An 18,990-nucleotide genomic window follows, 5' to 3' on the forward strand; every position below is an offset into this window, starting at 1 on the left:
TGCTTATTATTTGGTTAATGTATTTTTGGGTTTATGCCCAAAAGCAATTTACCCACATACGCTATTGTTGAATTATTGATCAGGTTGGCCAAATTCGATAGCTCGATAGGAGATTATAAAGATCACGCCGTTTATGATGATGAAGTGATTGTTAAAACGTCCGGCGGGAACATCAGGTTTCCGGCTTTACTTGTCGCACAACAGTTTCAATCCCCTGAACTGATCACCGACGAACAATTGAAAAAAGTGGCACAATGGTTCAACGCAGCTAACTGATCTGGTAATTACTAATATCCTGCTCATATTTATTTAATCGCTGATAATCAGTATTTTATACTTATAACTGTATTTATGATTTTGAAAATTAAAAATTTAGTTATAGCTTTATTAAGCCAATTCTAATACACTTTTTGTTTGAGCAACTTAAAAAGAGAACCATTCTCTTTTTGACGCCTTAGATCATTTTTTTAACAGGTCAACCTTGTAATACCATGAGAAAGATAGGTTTCTTCGCTATTTTGTTTGTAATTGTATTCAACAGTGTTTCGTTTAGCCAGGGCAATCCGGCCTTGCAAAACATTGTATCCAAATTAAAGGCTTACTCTGCCAGTCATATCGCCGAAAGAGCGTACCTGCAATTTGATAAACCGTATTATACGGCGGGGGATACGATGTACTTCAAGGCATATATGACTATCGGCGAGCGGCACGAACTTTCTAAAACAGGCAGTATTTTACATGTCGACCTGATCGATCCGTCAAACATAATTATTAGCAATATCATACTTCGTGTTAACAACAGCATAGCCTGGGGCGATCTGTCTCTACCGGATACGCTAAAGGCAGGTGCTTACCGCGTACGTGCCTATACCCGCTACATGCAAAACGAACCAAGGTATTTTTTCGATAAAACCATCGCTATCTCTTCTTCACATGGCATTAATTCGGGCGAGGTTGACACGCGCCAGGCCGCTAACCCTGATATGCAGTTTTTCCCGGAAGGGGGAGGATTGATCTCATCTGTTATTTCCAAAGTGGCGTTTAAAGCTATCGGCACAAATGGCATGGGTATGAAGGCAAAGGGGACAATAGTTGATAATGCCAACTTACAGGTAGCGTCATTCTCTTCTAACGACCTTGGGATGGGATTTTTCTATATCCAGCCGGAGGCAGGGAAGACATACAAAGCAAAAATAGCCTTTGCAAATGGAACTCAAAGCACTATTGCTCTACCTGTAGCTGCTGATAAAGGCATTGTTTTACATGTTACTGATACGACGGATAAAGTTGGGATAGAAATAGTTTGCAATAAAGCCTATCTGCAGGAGAACATGAACAAAGACATCAGCCTGCTCATCTATTCTAACGGCCTGCTTAGCCAGGTAACTACCAAACTTGATAATAAGGAAATGGGGATGGACCTGCCTAAAGCTAAGTTTCCATCAGGTGTATTGCGGATAACGCTTTTTTCGCAAGATGGCGAACCTTTAAGCGAAAGGCTGGTGTTTTTAAAAAATGAAGATATGCTGAACCTTTCAGTCAGCAGCGATAAGCCTTCATATAAAACCAGGGAAAAGGTGACAGTAAACCTGGTTTCCAAAAGCAAGGGCGTTGCTGCCGGTGGATTTTTATCGGCAGCGGTAGTTGATGAAAGTAAGGTGCCTTACCGCGACGATGATGAAACTACAATTCTATCTTACCTGTTGTTAAGTTCCGAATTGAAAGGTTATATCGAAAAGCCAAATTATTACTTCGTCGAAAATACCGCGCAAAGAAACAAGGACCTTGATGCATTGATGCTTACACAAGGGTACCGGCGGTTTGACTGGAAACAACTGGCTGCTGATACAACACGGTATATTTATGCTCCCGAAAAATCGCTCTCGATTTCAGGTATCGAAAAAAATTCGGCCGGTGCGCCATTGGTAAATAAAGATGTGATGCTGCTTACAGCAAAAACAGGCAACATGATGGGCGAAAAAACCGATAAATCCGGAGCTTTCAGATTCGACAATATCGATTTTGACGAAGGTACCCAGTTCGCGTTGCAGGCGACCGGATCAACCAAAGATAAAAATTCAAGTGTCATTGCTCTTGTAAAAGGGTCTCCTGAGCCCCAAATAGAAGCGGATCCTTTAACCGATCAGTACACGGCGCAATTAATGAAAACTTATATTCACGGTCAGAAAGTTGGGGAACCAGGCAAATTACCGGCTAATGTTACCGCTGACCAGGAACTTAGCAGCGCCGATCTTAGCAGTTCCGCAACGCTTACGGCTGCTTTAGCGAAACACTTAAATGGCGTAACTTTTAATTCCGGCATACCCTATCTTAAAGGGAATAAATACCCGATGCTGATCGTTGTTGACGGCAAGATCAGGGGCAGCCTGGTGAAACTGGATAACCTTAGCACTCAAAATATCTCCAAAGTACAACTATTAAAAGGTACAAATGCCGATGCTTACGGTATCAATGGCAGTTCAGGTGTGTTGGTGATCAATACACTGGGAGGTTCGTCGGGTGCTGACCTGAATGCACAGAACGATTATAAATACGAGGCTCAAAATGTTGTAAAAGTAAAGAATAATAACGTTCAACGCGCTGACGACGACCATTATCGTTCGTCAAACCTTGCCGGCCCCGGTCATGCCGACCAGGTTTTACATGCTGATGCCTTTGAGAATGCAACCAGTTTGATTACTGCGTTAAACGGGCGGCTTCGCGGCGTCGATTTTCAGAATGGTGTGGCCACCCTGCGTGGCAATGCAGTGGTAGGTGGCGGCGGCGGAGGAACCCAGGCTATGTATATCGTTGTAGATGGTGTGCCCGGGGGAAGCTTAGAGAATATCAATCCCCATAACGTCGAAACAGTGGAAGTTTTGAAAGGGGCCAACGCCTCTATTTATGGTGTCGCCGGCGGGCCGGGCGTAATAGTAGTAACCAGTCGTCAGCAAAGCGATGATGTGACCGCTGTATCATCTTCCATAGGCAGCCTGCGATTCAAGGCTCATGGTTTTTACAAAGCAAGAGAGTTTTATTCGCCTAAATATGATGTGTCATCGGCTGCTGCCAACGTTCCCGACCAGCGGAGCACCCTTTATTGGAATCCTAATATCGCGACGGATAGTAATGGCGCTGCAACGTTCCAGTTTTATAACTCAGATGGACGCGGCAGCAAACGTGTGATTGTAGAGGGTATAGATGCTAACGGGAATGTAGGCTGGCAGGTGTACCGCTATAATGTAGAATAAAAGACAATTAGTTGATTTGAGTTAATTATATTTTTCAGAAAGCCGGTTTAATTTAGCCGGCTTTTGTTGTATAATTCAAATTTCGAAGCCTATCGTAAGTGGAGTTGAACAACCTCAAAATCTCCTGCCGATAATGATCTTCACTATCGACTTGTCTGTACTATTGGTAAGCCCAAAGCCGAAACCCCCGTTAAATTCCCAGTTAGGGCTGGTAGTAAGGTCGACAGCGGCAAAAAGCTGGTGCTCCTGTTGTTGCAGGGTGTAGTAGTGAAAGAACGGCCCTGTGCTGCCATAATATTCAAAACCAAGCGCCACTACTTTCGATACATCATAACTGCCCTTCAGATTAGGCGAAAATATCATGCCTGCATGGGCATCGGGCCCCACAAAACTTTGTTCCAGGGTAGGATTGAACGCCATGTAGAACTTGCCCCACTTTTTATCCACTATAGGCCGTATCTCGAGTGTCGAAGTATTAGCCGAATATTCTTTCTTCTGAAAGCCAAATTCAAAAGAGATACTTACGCCAACCGGCCATTTCCAATCTTCGGGCGCGGCTACCCTTGGGCGAATGTGCGAACCTACGTAATTGGTCCTGCCATCGCTGCCTATTGCATTAAATATGTAGAAACCCGTCTCGAACCAGGGCGTCCAGCCATGGGTTATTTCTATGGTTTCATGTAAAATATGGTTGGTCGGAAACTCGCCGTCGGTTACCGTCTTGGTGCCGTTAAAAGTATAATTGCTGTGTAGTTCCAGCATGGTATGTCCTTTTTCCACGGTTTCCGAACCGTAAACCTGTATTTCGTAATTGTCTTGTGCCTTAAGTTTGCCAAAAACGGCCAGGAGCAAAGTTATCAGGAGTAATTTTTTCAGCATAGATACGTCGTTATCAAGTCAAAACTAAAAGAAAAGGCTCAGAAATCTTGTAATAAAGCTATGACTTAATTCTGTTCGAATTCTGAAACGCCGCCGGTAAATAACTATTTTTAAGAATCCAGATTTAATCCAAATTTTTCAAATAGCTTTAAGATCGAACAATTTATACAATATATGGCCGGTATCGAACCATCATTAAGGGATATTGAGAATCCGCAGAAAATTAAGAAATATTCATCGTCGTTACGTTTCTGGCATTGGGCCAATGCAACGGTTATCACTGGTTCGCTGCTTACCGTCCTTGTCAACTCAACTGTGCTAAGCGGCTGGCCCACCCTGATGTTTATACAGGACCAACTGAAAAAGTCGGGCACAACGATCACCGAACAGCAGGGACGGTCCATAGTCGGTGGTTTGCGCGACAGGGTATGGGACTACCACATTTATTTTGGCTACTGCCTTGCTGCCCTGCTATTGTTCCGGTTTATTGCTGAGTTTTTCCAACTTACCGATCAGAAGCTTATTTCGAACATCAAAACAGCATACCGCCGGTTTAAAGGCGGTAAGGATAAATTAATAGCCCGGCACGAACTGATTGTAAAATCGCTATATGCCACGTTTTACCTGGTGTTGGTCATCATGGCGGTTACCGGCCTGACCCTTGCTTTTGGCGACGACGTGCCTGCGATAAAAAAACTGCATTTTATTAAGGAGATACATGGATTTTGTATGTACCTGGTACTGGCCTTTATCGTGGTACACATTGCCGGGGTATACCTTGCCGAAAGGAAGGACAGTAAAGGCATTGTTTCGGATATGATCAACGGGGGAGGGGCCAGGTAGCGATCATTTGCTAATAAGGTAAACGCTGTCTATTGTGTTTTTTCTTGTTTTTTTATTGATGAATTCCGGGTAGATACTTTCAGTTCGATAGTTAGGGAAGGCTTTTATTGTTTTGTAACTTATATGCCATACTTTCAACGAGTCCACAGTTTTTTGATTGGCAAAGAATAATGTAGGACCTGGCGGATATATCGCTTTAAAATCTTCGGGCGGAAGATAGTTTACCTGCCTTTGTGTGTAAAATTGGTACACATTGTTCTCGGCGCTCAGGTTGTACAAATGGTACTTTTCAATGCTCTTTTGATTAACGTAATCTGCGGCTTTTATCTGCCCCCTATAACTGATGACCAGCTTATAAAAAACCGTGTTCAGGTAAAAGTTCGCAAACAGCGACGCGGCGCATGCCAGGAAAAACAACCTTGCCGGCTGGGTGCTTGTTTTAACGATCATGAACGCCACGATCGCAAAAACTAAACAATCTGTTACCAGATAAGCTGTGTGACCCGGCTCTGAAAAATAATGGATCGTCAATACGGCCACCGGGAGCAACAGGATATAAATGGAAAGACCAAAACTTCGGCAATAGCTGCCAAATACGCTTAGCTGTTTTAAACAATAGGGCGCCATCATGATGGCAAATAACGGGAAGACGGTATTGGTATAAAAAGGTAATTGGAAACGTGACAAAGAAAATAGGAGAAGCAATAATAATCCGCCGCCAATACTATAATATTCGGCTAATGGTTTCCGCTGAACTATTTGTTTAATGCCTTGATATACAGCGTAATAAAATACCAAACACCAGGGAGCAAATGCCCAGAGCAGTGTATGCAGATAAAAGAACACATCGCCCGACTGCCGCGTAATGGGCCCGTTATTTACAAAACGCCCGAATTGGCTGTCCCAAAAGAACCATTTGATACCGGATACATGGTGCCGCCCGAAAACCGTTTTTTCAGGATGGAAATCGAACTGAATATACAAAGCATATAGCTCGGGCAGGACAAAAACAGCCGAGAAAGTTACCAAACCGACCCATTTTAGGCTGAAAAGTTCCCGCAATCGGCCTTGAAAAAGCAACTGCAGGCACAACGCGCCATAAATAGGCACAATAACAAATATCCCCTTGGTCATGATGGCGCAGGCGGTAAGCAGGGCGGCCAATAGCATATCAGTTATAGTAAAGCGTTTGTCGAGTTTGCTGATATGATAGATGCTGCCGATGACCAATGCCAAAAGATAAGGCTCGGCCCGCACATCCGTATTTGACATCACCAGGTGCTGGGCGGTTGACACTATCAGTACAGCGATCCATGCTGTTTCAACACCGTAATACTTTTTGCTGAAAAGCCAGGTATATCGTAATCCCAGCAGGAAGAAAAGCAATGCCGGGAGCCGGTATGCCCAAACCGATATACCGAACAGCTTAAAGCTCACCATCACCATCCAAAACGGGAAGTGTGGCTTATCCAGCCAATCCTGGTTATAGGTAAAAAGTTCAAAAAATTGATGCCTGTAAATTAGGTTTTTGGAGATGGAAGCATATAGGCCCGGGTCGTCAGTAAAGAAATCCAGGTTGATACCTGAAAAATTGACCACAAGCGCCAAAACAAAAAGCAGGAGGTATAGTTGCCTGTGGTTATCTTTCATCGCCCAAAACAAAGCAAGTTTAGCGGTAAATGCAAACGGCCGGTCAAATTACCGCCGGCCTAAACAGTTCAGGCCATCCCGGTACTGTTTTTCAGCATCGAAATGGCCCGAATATTATGTGATACGGTCTAGTTAATTTAACTGCGCCCCGGTGATCTTTAGCGAACGCCCCCTGATATTTTCAAAAACACTTTTGATCAGCGGTTTGGTAATATACGAGGTTACAAAAGGATAACTTTTAGAACGGTTGATGTCCATCTGGAATATCGATGAGGACACAATGTATATCTTGATCTCCTTTTTCAATGTTTTGTATATTTCCTGGAAGCGATTCAGGAAATCCCACCCGCTATTGTCAGGCATATACAGATCAAGAAAAATATAATCGGGCAAAGCAGTTATCTTCGTCCGGTTCTCCTCCAGGTAGTCGAGTACAAGCTTTCCGTCAAAAGTGTAGGTGGTCTCTTTCGACAGCTCATTTTTCGTAAGCATGTATTGAACGATCTTGTGATGGATCGGGTCGTCGTCAATTATGATAAGTTTTGACATAACAGTGGTTTGGTTGGTTGGGTTATTTCTAAAAATACTTTTTAAATCAAATGCAAATCGTATTCCAAAGAATGTTAGTGTGAATAACTATCGGCTAAATCGCCCCTTAATTTTTCAACATCTTGTTTGAATGCTCATTACAGACTATTTCAGTTTAATAATGTCCCACACCACCTATCTGTTATTGCATCAAAATTCAATTCTTTGTGTAAAGAATTAACCAAGCATCATGCCATTAAACAAGCCGATTGGGTTTGTAACAAACTTGTTATCAATAAAAAAGCCCCCCGGCCTGGGCAGGGGAGCCAAACTCACAACAATTGTTTAACCTTTCGGCTATTCCTAACTGCAATGTGATTTTCTAATAAAACAAACCCATAAGGTTTTGGTTTTTAACATTAAGGGAAATGTTATATAAACTTCCTGCCTCACGATAGAAAGGTGACTTTTACATGTTTCAATCAATAGAATTTTCGCCTTATATTTATACTCAAATCAATAACAAAAAACTATGAGAAAGTTAAATCTTCTATTTGCCGTTGTTTTTATGGCCTCAACAGCGGTTTTCGCACAAAAAAAGCCCATAGCGAGCCCACGCGATAGTGTTAGCGGTACAATTGCCGGCGCAACCGTTAAAATCGCGTTTGGAAGCCCTGCTGTGAAAGGCAGGAAAATTGGGGGAGAAATTGCCCCATACGGAAAAATTTGGCGCACAGGCGCAAACGAAATGACCACTTTTGAGACCAGCAAGGCGCTTAAAATAGGTGGTAAAACTTTGCCGGCCGGCAAATACAGCTTGTTCTCGGTACCCGGGGAAACAGAGTGGAAATTTATCTTCAATTCGGTAACCGGCAAGTGGGGCATCAAAATGGATGGATCTGCTAACGATGACGCATCGAAAGATGTATTGACGGTTATGGCCAAAGCAATGAAATCGCCAGCGATGAACGAGCGCATGACCTTTAAGATCACGCCAAAAGGCTTTACATTCCTTTGGGGAGATGTAGAGGTGCCTGTTGCGGTTCAATAACGTCAACGCATCAAAAAGATCAGGCCCTCCGGTTTTACCGGGGGGCTTTTTTGTAATGCTGTTATGTGTTTAGCAGATAAGAACGTTATAATAAACCAGCACCGTGTTCCCTGCCATCTGTTATATTTGCTTTGATAATGGCTAACCCTTTTAAGAAACACCCTGTTAACGCCCGGCTCGCTACGATTGCTGTTCTTGCCATTTTGATCTTTTTGATCACACTGCTTGAGGATCATCCATCCGCCGTCGAGCGGTATTATTCGCGGGGTGTGTACCCTTTTATTTGCCATGTTTTTCACCCTGTATTCAATCTCGTCCCGTTCAGTGTTGGCGATGTTATTTATATAGCCGCGGTTGTCTACCTCATTTATGCGTTCGTTAAGCTGGTGAGGATGCTGCTCAAACGTAGTTGGAAGCTTGCTGCGATCTATGTTTTTGGGATAACGATAGGTATACAATCAGCTATTGCCGCATTCTACCTTTTGTGGGGAATGAATTATTATCGGCCGTCGGCGGGCGAGCGCTTAGGGCTGCAAGATAGCACCTACACTCTTGCCGACCTGAAAGCCGTTACCGCTATGCTGATAGACAGCGCCAACGCCTGTCGAGAGAGGGTGAGCCATGCCGATTTGGACCGCACTAACGCAAGCATTTATCAAACAGCCATAAGGGCAGTGAAGCAATTGGACGACGGCTCTCCGAATTTCAGGGTGTATGATCCCGAAATAAAGTCGTCCCTTATTTCGCCCCTGCTAAATTACCTCGGCACGTCAGGCTATTATAACCCTTTTACGTCAGAATCGCAGATGAATTATGAAATGCCTTCATTTGTCCGCCCCTTTGTGGCTTGCCACGAACTTTCGCATCAAATGGGCTATGGACCGGAGGACGAAGCCAATTTTATAGGTTTTATAGCCGCTACGCGGTCGGGAGATAATTTTTTTCGTTATTCTGCTTATTACCTCGGTGTGCAGGAGTTTATGTATACGCTAAGATCGCAGGATAGCCTGGCACGAAAAGAATTGCGAAAGCGTATTTCGCCCGTGGTGCTCAATGACTTTAAAACAGAACGGGATTATTGGATGTTGTACGAAGGCAAGCTTGAAACCGTCAGTAGCTTTTTTTACGATAATTTCCTGAAAGCCAATAACCAGCCGCAGGGACTCAAAACCTACAATCGCATGGTGTTATTGGTTTTAGCCTATCGAAAAAAACACCAGTTATAATAATCGGCCGTTTAAGCCACAACCAGGCCCGAAGGGGTAAATGTCAATTCATTAACACCTGCCCTTGCTTCGCTTGCGTAATATGAATCGCGGCCTATCGATAACCGGTCATTGTTTACAGCAACGTGCATTTTACCCATCATAAAATCGCCGCTGATACGCAGAACCGCATCGGGCGAATGAGCCCGTAATTCGGCAAGTATATTACGGTCAAGCTGTGTAGCTGATTCACTGTCGAGCTGTTGTATATCAAATACCGTATCGTTTTTTAGTCCTTTTGCCAAAATACGGTCAGGGGTTTTGGAAACCTTATACCCAAACGACGAAACGATCTCGTTATCATGGATTGTTAAACCCCGTCCTTCGGTATCTTTCAGGTCGGCGTCGATCATTAGCGCAGATTGTGCCGTGTTCTTCCTAAAGATCGACCGGATCTTCAAAAATATATTGGTTTGATCGTTATCAACGTAACTGATAATATTATTGGGGATAATAAACACATTCGACCCAAACAGGAATGCTAATTTCATACTTGCTGCGTTAATTTAAATCTGGTAGATTGAATAGATAACTTAAAAGTTTTGGGAATGTTTTAAGTTCTGTGATAATTTTTTTACAAAAAAGCTTCTTTTAGCTAAAGTATTTAATTACCAGTACAATAACGCATGCCTGCCTGTTAAATCATCACGCCGGAATGCGAGAAACTAAGCTCGTCACTTCCAGCCAAAACTGAGTTAGCGTACGAATCTTCGCCCAGGAACAATTTTTCGTTATCGATCTCGATATGGAGGTCGCCTACTATAAAGTCGCCGCGGACACGGATAACAGCAACCGGCGCATTTACCTCAATTTCAGCCACGATATTGTGTTCGAGATTTCGTGCTGCATGATCATCCAACTGGTGAACATCCAAAACGGTGTTGCCATTTGGCAGGGTAACAATTACACGGTCAGTCTGTTCCAATATGTCGTAAGGCGGTGCAACTTCTGGTTTATTGGCTATCAAATGTATTTCGTTGCCCTTGTTATCTTTTATATCGGCATCGATGGTCAATACTGAGCGGGGCTGATCGGGAGGTGTTGGCTGATTAACGGAAAGGATCCTGAGAAAACGGTGAGCGCCTTCGTTATCTGTAAAGTTAATGGTATTGCCCGGAACAACAAACAAGTTGGAGCCGAGCAGAAAAGCATATTTCATGGCGTTAAGTTTTTCTATATAAAACTTAACAGGCTTAATTGTTTTTACGGAATTAAACCTTCAAACAAAAAATGACAATGGGGTTTCAATTTGGTTTGTAGTTTTGGAAAAACCGCAAAAAAACTTAATTATATGATACAAGTAGCATTATTAGCCAGGCTGGAGGCAAAGCCCGGCATGGAACAGGAAGTAGCCAATTTTTTAAAAAGTGCGCTGCCGCTGGCCCAATCGGAACCAGGTACAGTTACGTGGTATGCATGGCAGATAGGCGAATCGACCTTTGGGATATTCGATACATTCGAAGCCGAAGAGGGGCGTGAGGCACATCTAAGCGGCCCCATCGCAGCGGCTTTGATGGCCAATGCCGATAGGTTATTGGCCTCGCCGCCGGTAATTGAAAAGCTGACTGTCCTGGCAGCGAAATAACGGACCAGTAAACCCGGTTATTGCGTGAAGATATTCCGCAAGAACCGGGTTTTCGGGCTTTGCTCAAGGGCATAATTTTGTGATATAATTAATTCGCCATCAATATGCACAAAGTTAGCAAACCTGAAATTTTGTACTTCGGAACCCCCGTTGTTCTTATCAGTACCTGTAATGAAGATGGAACCTTCAATCTTGCCCCGATATCATCTGTTTTTTGGCTCGGATGGCGTTGTGTGATCGGCATATCCGCATTTTCCAAAACAACTGAAAACATGCTGCGCACCCGGCAGTGCGTACTTAACCTGCCGTCGGCCGGCCAGGTAGCTGCTGTTAACAAACTGGCGCGTACTACCGGGACAAATCCTGTGCCCCAGGGCAAACTACTTAAGGGCTACCGGTTTGAGGCTGATAAATTCGGAACCGCCGGACTTACACCGGTCGGTTCTCATATCGTAGCCGCACCGCGCGTAAACGAATGCCCGGTGCAATTGGAAGCGGTTGTTGAAGCTGTGCATAGCCTTGCTGAGACTGACGACGTGCAGCGTGGAAGGCTGCTCACCATAGAACTCCGCATACAACGGGTCCATGCAGAGGAATCGATATTAATGGATGGCGCTCCAAACCGGGTCGACCCGGATAAATGGAGGCCGCTTATCATGAGCTTTCAACAGTTTTACGGACTGGGCGCCCAGGTGCACGAATCGACCCTGGCCCAGATACCCGAAGCGCTCTATCACTCCGTTGATATGGACCGGGCACACGGTAATTGATGATGACAAAATTCTTTTAAAAAAAACCGGGTATATAAAGCAGCCGGTTTTTTGTTTTTTCTATTTTCTCTCCGGGCATATACTTACGGGCAAAAAAATTATATTTACCTTTCAACCTCTTATAAACCTTTTATGAATCGGAAAGTAATTTTTTGGGCTGTTATTACGGCCCTCGGCGGATTTCTGTTCGGCTTTGATACCGTTGTTGTATCCGGCGCTGAGCAGGCAATACAGAAATTCTGGCAGCTGGGCGATTTCCAGCATGGCTTTACTATTGCTATCGCCCTGGTTGGTACCATGACCGGCGCCTTTGCCGGACGTATGCCTGCGGAAAAACTTGGCCGGAAAGCCGCTTTGATGATCGTTGCTGTCATTTTCCTGGTCACGTCGCTCGGTACTGCATTCGTCAACAACTGGTATTTGTTTGTTGTGCTGCGATTTATTGGTGGGCTGGGTATCGGCGCGTCGTCGGTTATTGCGCCAATTTATATTTCGGAAATATCTCCCGCATCCTTCAGGGGCCGCCTGGTGATATTGTTTCAATTCAATATTGTTTTAGGTATCGTGGTTTCCCTGCTTTCTAACTATATCATTGTAACGTCCTACCATGGCTCGTGGCGGCTTATGCTGGCTGTAATGGCTGTTCCGTCGTTACTATATTTAATATTGCTCAAGTTTGTTCCTGAAAGCCCACGCTGGCTCATCCTGCATAAGTCTAAATACGATGAGGCTAAAAAGACGCTGCAATTAATGAATGCCGACGGTTACGAGCAGGACATGGAAAACATTGTCAACAGCAAGAACCGGGAAGTTAAAGATTCATCCAGCGAAAAATTATTTTCAAAGCGCTACAGTAAGTTAGCCTGGCTGGCATTCCTTATAGCCTTCTTCAACCAGGTATCAGGTATTAATGCCATACTTTATTTTGCACCGAGCATTTTCACCCTTGCCGGATTTGATAAAAGCGATTCTTTCTCGGCGTCCTTCTATCTCGGGCTGGTCAATTTTGCCTTCACCATGCTCGCTATATTTTTGATCGATAGGGCAGGGCGGCGCAAATTGATGATGATCGGCTCATTCGGCCTCATTGCAGCGTTGGGGCTGGTATCTTATTGTTTCCATTTGCAGGAAAGCCATGCAGCCGTCGCGGGTGCAAATGGGGTAGTTAATAATACCGACGGGGGATATATCATATGGCTTTTGATGGCATACATAGCGTTTTTTGCCGTATCGCAGGGTGCAGTTATATGGGTATTCCTTTCCGAAATTTTTCCAAACCAGGTACGGGCCAAAGGGCAGTCGCTTGGCAGCTTTACCCACTGGACACTGGCTACCATTATTACGTTTTTGTTCCCTGCCGTAAGAACACATGTCGAAGGACAGTATATATTTATGTTTTTCTGCGGAATGATGATATTGCAGTTGCTATTTGTTTGGAAACTGATGCCCGAAACAAAGGGTAAATCGCTGGAAAATATGGAGCGCACTTTAAGTATGCACTGATATGATAAAAAAGGCTATTTTTTTCTTTACTGTTTTAATAACTACCTCGTCGGCCTTCGGGCAAAAGACGTACCACGAGCAGTACCGCCCCCAGATACACTTTTCGCCTGCCGCGCATTGGATGAATGACCCGAACGGGCTTGTTTATTATAAAGGGGTTTATCACCTTTTCTATCAGTATTACCCAAAGGCAACCGTTTGGGGGCCCATGCATTGGGGCCATGCCACCAGTACCGATCTTGTTCATTGGAATAACAAGCCGATAGCCTTGTATCCCGATAGCCTTGGGCTGATATTTTCCGGCAGCGCCGTGGTGGATATCAATAACACCAGCGGACTTGGTAAAAACGGCCGGCCGCCGCTGATAGCCATTTTTACCCACCACGATCAGGCAAAGGAGAAAGATGGCAAGAACGATACCGAGAACGAGAGCATGGCTTACAGTAACGATGGCGGTAATACCTGGCAGAAATACGCTCATAACCCCGTCCTTAAGAATCCGGGCATCAGCGATTTTCGCGACCCAAAAGTGAGCTGGTATGCGCCCGGAAAAAAATGGATAATGACCTTAGCCACTAAGGACAGGATCACTTTTTATTCGTCACCAAATTTAAAAGACTGGACCAAAGAAAGCGAGTTTGGCGAGACCCTTGGCGCACACGGCGGTGTTTGGGAATGCCCCGACCTGTTCCCGATGACAGCTGCCGATGGTAAAAAGATGTGGGTGCTTATCGTTAATATAAATCCGGGCGGCCCCCAGGGCGGTTCGGCTACGCAATATTTTACCGGCGATTTTGATGGGAAAACTTTCAAACCCAATAACACCGATACCCGCTGGGCCGACCAGGGTACCGACGAATATGCCGGCGTTACCTGGAGCAACACGGGTAACCGCCGTATATTTTTAGGATGGATGAGCAATTGGAACTATGCCACTACGGTACCTACCAAAGCCTGGCGCAGCGCCATGACCATTCCGCGCGATTTAAAATTAGTTAAGGTTGATACGGCTTATTATTTAGCCTCGCAGCCGGTAAAAGAATTAGGTGGCCTGAAAGACGAGACCAAAAGCCTGCCAGCTATGGCTGTAAAGGGCGAGGTTAACCTTACTAAGATACTTAACCGGTCGGACAACCAGTTCCAGCTTAGCCTATCAGCTAAACAGTTAAAAGGTTTTTCAATCACCTTATCAAACGGGGCAGGGGATAAACTGCTTATCGGGTTTGATGAAAAAGAAAATTCATGGTTCATCGACCGAACCCACGCAGGCGAATCAGGATTCAACAATGATTTCGCTAAACGCTTTGCCGTAAAACGCATAGGCAGCGCAGCCGGAACAGATATGACCCTGGTTGTTGATGCAGCATCCGTGGAGTTATTTGCCGATAAAGGGTTGACGGTTATGACCTCGATATTTTTCCCTAAAAAACCGCTGAATAATATTTCTGTTAGCTCTGCCGACGGGTTTTCTGCAAGTTCGATCTCCTATGCTCAGTTGAAAAGCATCTGGCCGTAAAACAAAAAAAGCCGGACCCTCGCGTGTCCGGCTTACATCAGTCATTCAATTTAGATTTATACGAGGTTCTTTTTGATATAATCAATACTTTGGGTGATACTGTTGTAGGGATCACCGGGGCAAACGTCCTGTTCTACAAAGAAATATTTTAAGCCTGCTTTTTTGCTGTGTTCAAGTATCTTTTTGAAGTCTATAACTCCGTTGCCAACCTCGGTAAACATTTGTTTTTCGGTTTTATCCATATCCTTCATGTGCCATAAAGGGAAACGGCCGGGGTGTTTTTCTATCAGGGCTACCGGGTCCTGCTTGGCCTTGGTCAGCCAGTAAAGGTCTATTTCCATTTTTACGAGGCTCTTATCGGTGTTCTCCAGCAGGGTTTCGTATGGATATTTACCGTCTTCCTGTACAAATTCAAAATCGTGATTGTGGTAACAGAATTGCACCCCTGCTTTTTTACAGGTCTCACCGGCTTTGTTAAAATCCTCGGCCAGTTTTTTGTAATGATCGAGCGAACCCCTTTCTTTTGGCGATAGCCACGCGCAAACCATATATTTCTGTCCTATGGATGCAGCATCTTCGGCAGCTTTATCCCAGCCGTTCAAAATAGTTCCGGGGCCTTTCATATCCTCGCCAAGCAGGTAATGGGAACTTGGCATGATCAGGTCATTTTGTTTCAGCAGTTCGGCAAATGCCTTTGGCTCGGTACCATAGTATTTACCTGCGCTATAGCTCGCTTCGACAGAATTGTAACCCAATTGGGCCACCTTAGCCAGCGTGCCGGGTACATCTTTGGCCATGTGGTCGCGCACGGTGTACAACTGCAGGCCTATATATTTTTTATCATAAGCAAATAACTGCGGGGCAACTAACAGCCCTGCCGAAATAAGCGCAGAGGTTCTGAGAAAATCACGTCTCGTGGTCATAAATTGGTTTGTTTAATTGGTGGTTGTGTAAAATTAACACAATAAGTTTATTAATGAAAGACTAAATTTTTTTTAATTGGTTTAATATGCGGAAATCAACAATGTGTTTATGCGAATATAATGTTCATGCTAAATCCGTTTATATTCGACCATAACCCTCAACCCAAAATGACCGCTTTAGCAGAACCCGGACCAAAACAACGTATTCAATCCATCGACATTTTGCGGGGATTGATCATGCTCATTATGGCTATCGACCATACCCGCGACTATTTTCACCTGGGTGGCATTAATCCGACAAACCTGGCAGTAACCACCCCATTTTTATTCTTTACCCGCTGGATAACTCATTTTTGTGCACCCTTGTTTGTTTTTCTAAGCGGCATTTCGGCCCATCTTGCCGGTACGCGGCGGACCAGGCCACAACTTAGCGCCTTTCTCATCAAACGCGGTTTATGGCTTGTATTTATAGAAGTTGTAGTGATCACTTTCGCGCTTACGCTCGATCCGGGATATCATTTGATCATCTTCCAGGTTATCTGGGCCATCGGTACCAGTATGATCGTTTTGGGGTTGCTGGTGTGGCTGCCTTTGCCGGCAATAGCTGCTATTGGCGTAGTGCTATTTTTCGGGCACGATATACTGGATCATATCAACCTTCCGCAAAGTGGTGCGTCTTCGGTGGAATGGAAGATATTGTTTACAGCACAGGGTTCTATTTTCCCGCTTGATAAAACACATTTCCTTGGCGCCTTTTATGCTGTGCTGCCCTGGACAGGGGTAATGGTACTGGGCTATGTTGCGGGCGTTATGTTTAGGTCGTCATTCGGGCAGGCAAGGCGCAGGGGCAATTTATTGATTGCCGGGCTTGCACTCGTCGGGCTGTTTATCATCCTGCGTGCTTTCAATATTTATGGCGACCCTGCGCCCTGGTCGGCGCAAAAAAGCACTGCGCTAACTATCATTTCATTCTTCAATGTAAGTAAATACCCGCCTTCGCTTATCTACCTGGGTATGACCATCGGTCCGGGACTATTGCTGCTACGTGCATTCGAGGGTGTCGATAACAGGATTACCCGCCTGTTCATCGTTTACGGTACCGTTCCGTTTTTTTACTATGTTTTGCATTTTTATCTCATCAGGGTATATAACCTCATCCTTTTCTTTGCCATGGGCTATACCGGAAAAGATATTGCCAACCCCAAAGGTTTTGCTTTTGTGCCTGCAACATTCGGTTTTAACCTGTTTGGTGTGTATGTTGTTTGGTTTTGTGTTATTGCCGCGCTATACCTGCCGTGCCGCTGGTACAGCAGGTATAAACAAACACACAGACAATGGTGGCTAAGTTATTTGTAGACAACTGATTGATCATAAATTGCTGAACTAATTTTTTTAGCATTTTATTGTTTGCCGGACGAAATCTGTTTATATTCGCTTTCACATTTTTCAAGCCAACCCTCACGATGACAGCAGCCTCCATGCCTTTAGCCGGCAGTAACACCATACTGAAAGAACCCGGACCAAAACAACGTATTGCATCTATCGATATTTTACGCGGCCTTGTAATGGTGATCATGGCGATTGACCATGTGCGCGACTTTTTTCATTTCGGGCATCCCGAAGCTACAGATCTGGCAATAACCACCCCATTTTTGTTTTTCACCCGCTGGATAACACATTTCTGTGCACCCACATTCGTTTTCCTGAGCGGGATATCGGCATACCTTGCAGGCACACGCCGCACAAAAAGCGCTATGCGGGCCTTTCTCATCAAAAGAGGGCTCTGGCTAATTGCTGTCGAACTTATATTTATCACTTTCGCTATTACGTTTAACCCGCTTTACAATGTGTTTGTGCTGCAGGTCATCTGGGCCATTGGAGGCAGTATGATCCTTTTAGGGTTATTATCTGGAGCTTCCCTACCCGTTATATTCATTATTGGCGCGATATTAGTATTCGGGCATAATATTTTTGATACCTGGCATATTGGCCTCATCGATAAAACCTTCGCAGGTAAGCTGCTGGTTTCCGGACAGGGTTTCGGCGAATTCTGGCCCTTCGCTCCCCAGCGCGGCTTTTTGCTGGCCTATGCATTATTGCCCTGGGCCGGCCTGATGATGATCGGGTATGTATTTGGTTCACTTTACGTAAAAACCTACGATGCTGTAAAACGGCGCAAAACATTGCTGTATGCCGGGCTGGGTGCGCTCGCCCTGTTTTTCTTGTTCAGGTATTTCAACATCTATGGTGATCCGGCGGCATGGTCGTCGCAAAAAACAACGTCGCTCAGTATCATATCGTTCTTCAATGTTACCAAATACCCACCATCGCTGCTCTATACGTGCATGACGGTTGGCACCGCCCTGGTCATTTTATCGCTAACGGAAAACATCAAGAATAAATTTACCGGGATACTATATATCTATGGTAATGTACCGTTCTTTTATTACCTGTGCCATTGGTACCTCATCAGGTTCACCACAGTCGCCGTTTTCTTTATCACCGGCCATAACAGCAGCCAGATATACAACCCGCACCAGGGCCCTATCATGTTCCAGCCGGATGATTTCGGTTTCAGCCTTGGCGGTGTTTATTTTATCTGGTTTTGCGTGGTATTTATACTGTATTTTCCCTGCCGGTGGTACAGCAGGTATAAGCAGACGCACGCCAAATGGTGGCTAAGCTATTTGTAGGGTTGTGCCTCGCGGTGATGCTTTTGACTTACTGCAGGTCAGATAAATTGCTGAATGACCGATTTCAACTGTGATGCCTGTACTACACCGCTTTGGCGCCATTTGGTTTCGCCTTGTTTAAATATCATCAGCGTGGGCACGCTTTGTATCTGGTAGGCATTTGCAGCGGCAGGATTTTTATCGATGTCAACCTTGATGATCGTCACCTGGTCGCCCAGTGCATCTTTTACGTCTTTCAATATCGGCGGCATCATCTTACACGGGCCACACCACTCGGCTGAGAAATCGATCAGTACCGGTTTTTCTGAATTGATAATATCCTGGAAGTTTGCCATGGTTGTTGTTTGCTTGATCAAAGTTAATAACAGATATTACAGGTTATTGTTGCTACACGGTAAAGTTTCAGTCGCAACCGTCGCCGGGTTAACTTATTATTAAATTTAGTTATAGGCTATTCCATAATATTAACGATTTTTAACAAAATAGTAATGTTTTGTTGTATTATTTCGGATAACTATTCGTTAAATTTGATA

18 protein-coding genes are annotated in these 18,990 nt (G+C 44.6%); 11 read left to right on the forward strand and 7 right to left on the reverse strand.

Annotated elements, in window-relative coordinates; all coding sequences use genetic code 11:
• The first annotated feature begins 33 nt into the window (after window positions 1–33).
• Together VL525_RS04820 and VL525_RS04825 are read left to right on the forward strand one after the other, a co-directional pair.
• The gene (locus tag VL525_RS04820) at window positions 34–276 is read left to right on the forward strand and encodes a hypothetical protein (RefSeq protein ID WP_325383928.1); all 243 of its coding nucleotides are present in this window, start codon (window positions 34–36) and stop codon (window positions 274–276) included.
• 215 nt (window positions 277–491) lie between these two features.
• On the forward strand, window positions 492–3,251 hold the full coding sequence (locus tag VL525_RS04825) for a TonB-dependent receptor plug domain-containing protein (RefSeq protein WP_325383930.1): 2,760 nt from the start codon (window positions 492–494) through the stop codon (window positions 3,249–3,251).
• 114 nt (window positions 3,252–3,365) lie between these two features.
• Here VL525_RS04825 and VL525_RS04830 read toward each other — a convergent pair whose 3' ends face one another.
• Complete coding sequence (locus VL525_RS04830) at window positions 3,366–4,130, reverse strand: hypothetical protein (RefSeq protein ID WP_325383932.1); 765 nt, start codon at window positions 4,128–4,130, stop codon at window positions 3,366–3,368.
• A gap of 174 nt (window positions 4,131–4,304) precedes the next feature.
• Between VL525_RS04830 and VL525_RS04835 the strand changes: the two genes are divergently transcribed.
• On the forward strand, window positions 4,305–4,973 hold the full coding sequence (locus VL525_RS04835; RefSeq protein ID WP_325383934.1) for a cytochrome b/b6 domain-containing protein: 669 nt from the start codon (window positions 4,305–4,307) through the stop codon (window positions 4,971–4,973).
• Between the two features lie 3 nt (window positions 4,974–4,976).
• Here VL525_RS04835 and VL525_RS04840 read toward each other — a convergent pair whose 3' ends face one another.
• A complete protein-coding gene (locus VL525_RS04840; protein ID WP_325383936.1) occupies window positions 4,977–6,623 on the reverse strand; it encodes an ArnT family glycosyltransferase in 1,647 nt (548 codons plus the stop codon).
• Window positions 6,624–6,755: 132 nt separating this feature from the next.
• A complete protein-coding gene (locus VL525_RS04845) occupies window positions 6,756–7,172 on the reverse strand; it encodes a response regulator (RefSeq protein ID WP_325383938.1) in 417 nt (138 codons plus the stop codon).
• Between the two features lie 511 nt (window positions 7,173–7,683).
• Between VL525_RS04845 and VL525_RS04850 the strand changes: the two genes are divergently transcribed.
• Complete coding sequence (locus VL525_RS04850) at window positions 7,684–8,202, forward strand: DUF2911 domain-containing protein (RefSeq protein WP_325383940.1); 519 nt, start codon at window positions 7,684–7,686, stop codon at window positions 8,200–8,202.
• Window positions 8,203–8,339: 137 nt separating this feature from the next.
• Window positions 8,340–9,428 carry a DUF3810 domain-containing protein gene (locus tag VL525_RS04855; protein WP_325383942.1) on the forward strand — a complete coding sequence of 363 codons (1,089 nt, stop codon included), beginning with the start codon at window positions 8,340–8,342 and terminating at the stop codon, window positions 9,426–9,428.
• A gap of 11 nt (window positions 9,429–9,439) precedes the next feature.
• Here VL525_RS04855 and VL525_RS04860 read toward each other — a convergent pair whose 3' ends face one another.
• Together VL525_RS04860 and VL525_RS04865 are read right to left on the reverse strand one after the other, a co-directional pair.
• A complete protein-coding gene (locus VL525_RS04860) occupies window positions 9,440–9,958 on the reverse strand; it encodes a hypothetical protein (protein ID WP_325383944.1) in 519 nt (172 codons plus the stop codon).
• A gap of 146 nt (window positions 9,959–10,104) precedes the next feature.
• Window positions 10,105–10,626, reverse strand: a complete 522-nt coding sequence (locus VL525_RS04865; protein WP_325383946.1) for a hypothetical protein — start codon at window positions 10,624–10,626, stop codon at window positions 10,105–10,107.
• A gap of 132 nt (window positions 10,627–10,758) precedes the next feature.
• Here VL525_RS04865 and VL525_RS04870 point away from each other — a divergent pair, with 132 nt between their 5' ends.
• The 4 genes from VL525_RS04870 (at window position 10,759) to VL525_RS04885 (ending at window position 14,841) form a co-directional block, all read left to right on the forward strand.
• A complete protein-coding gene (locus tag VL525_RS04870; RefSeq protein ID WP_325383948.1) occupies window positions 10,759–11,052 on the forward strand; it encodes an antibiotic biosynthesis monooxygenase in 294 nt (97 codons plus the stop codon).
• 131 nt (window positions 11,053–11,183) lie between these two features.
• Window positions 11,184–11,822, forward strand: a complete 639-nt coding sequence (locus VL525_RS04875) for a flavin reductase family protein (RefSeq protein WP_325383950.1) — start codon at window positions 11,184–11,186, stop codon at window positions 11,820–11,822.
• A gap of 132 nt (window positions 11,823–11,954) precedes the next feature.
• Window positions 11,955–13,325, forward strand: a complete 1,371-nt coding sequence (locus VL525_RS04880) for a sugar porter family MFS transporter (RefSeq protein ID WP_325383952.1) — start codon at window positions 11,955–11,957, stop codon at window positions 13,323–13,325.
• Window position 13,326: 1 nt separating this feature from the next.
• Window positions 13,327–14,841 carry a glycoside hydrolase family 32 protein gene (locus tag VL525_RS04885; protein ID WP_325383954.1) on the forward strand — a complete coding sequence of 505 codons (1,515 nt, stop codon included), beginning with the start codon at window positions 13,327–13,329 and terminating at the stop codon, window positions 14,839–14,841.
• A 56-nt stretch (window positions 14,842–14,897) separates the two neighbouring features.
• Here VL525_RS04885 and VL525_RS04890 read toward each other — a convergent pair whose 3' ends face one another.
• A complete protein-coding gene (locus VL525_RS04890) occupies window positions 14,898–15,764 on the reverse strand; it encodes a sugar phosphate isomerase/epimerase (protein WP_325383956.1) in 867 nt (288 codons plus the stop codon).
• A gap of 168 nt (window positions 15,765–15,932) precedes the next feature.
• Between VL525_RS04890 and VL525_RS04895 the strand changes: the two genes are divergently transcribed.
• A complete protein-coding gene (locus VL525_RS04895) occupies window positions 15,933–17,120 on the forward strand; it encodes a DUF1624 domain-containing protein (RefSeq protein ID WP_325383958.1) in 1,188 nt (395 codons plus the stop codon).
• 107 nt (window positions 17,121–17,227) lie between these two features.
• A complete protein-coding gene (locus VL525_RS04900; protein WP_325383960.1) occupies window positions 17,228–18,457 on the forward strand; it encodes a DUF1624 domain-containing protein in 1,230 nt (409 codons plus the stop codon).
• A gap of 38 nt (window positions 18,458–18,495) precedes the next feature.
• Here VL525_RS04900 and trxA read toward each other — a convergent pair whose 3' ends face one another.
• Entirely contained in the window at window positions 18,496–18,792 is a 297-nt protein-coding gene (gene trxA / locus VL525_RS04905) for a thioredoxin (RefSeq protein ID WP_325384520.1), read from the reverse strand.
• Window positions 18,793–18,990 lie beyond the last annotated feature (198 nt).

The sequence above is a fragment of the Mucilaginibacter sp. genome, from assembly GCF_035492695.1.
GTDB lineage: Bacteria > Bacteroidota > Bacteroidia > Sphingobacteriales > Sphingobacteriaceae > Mucilaginibacter.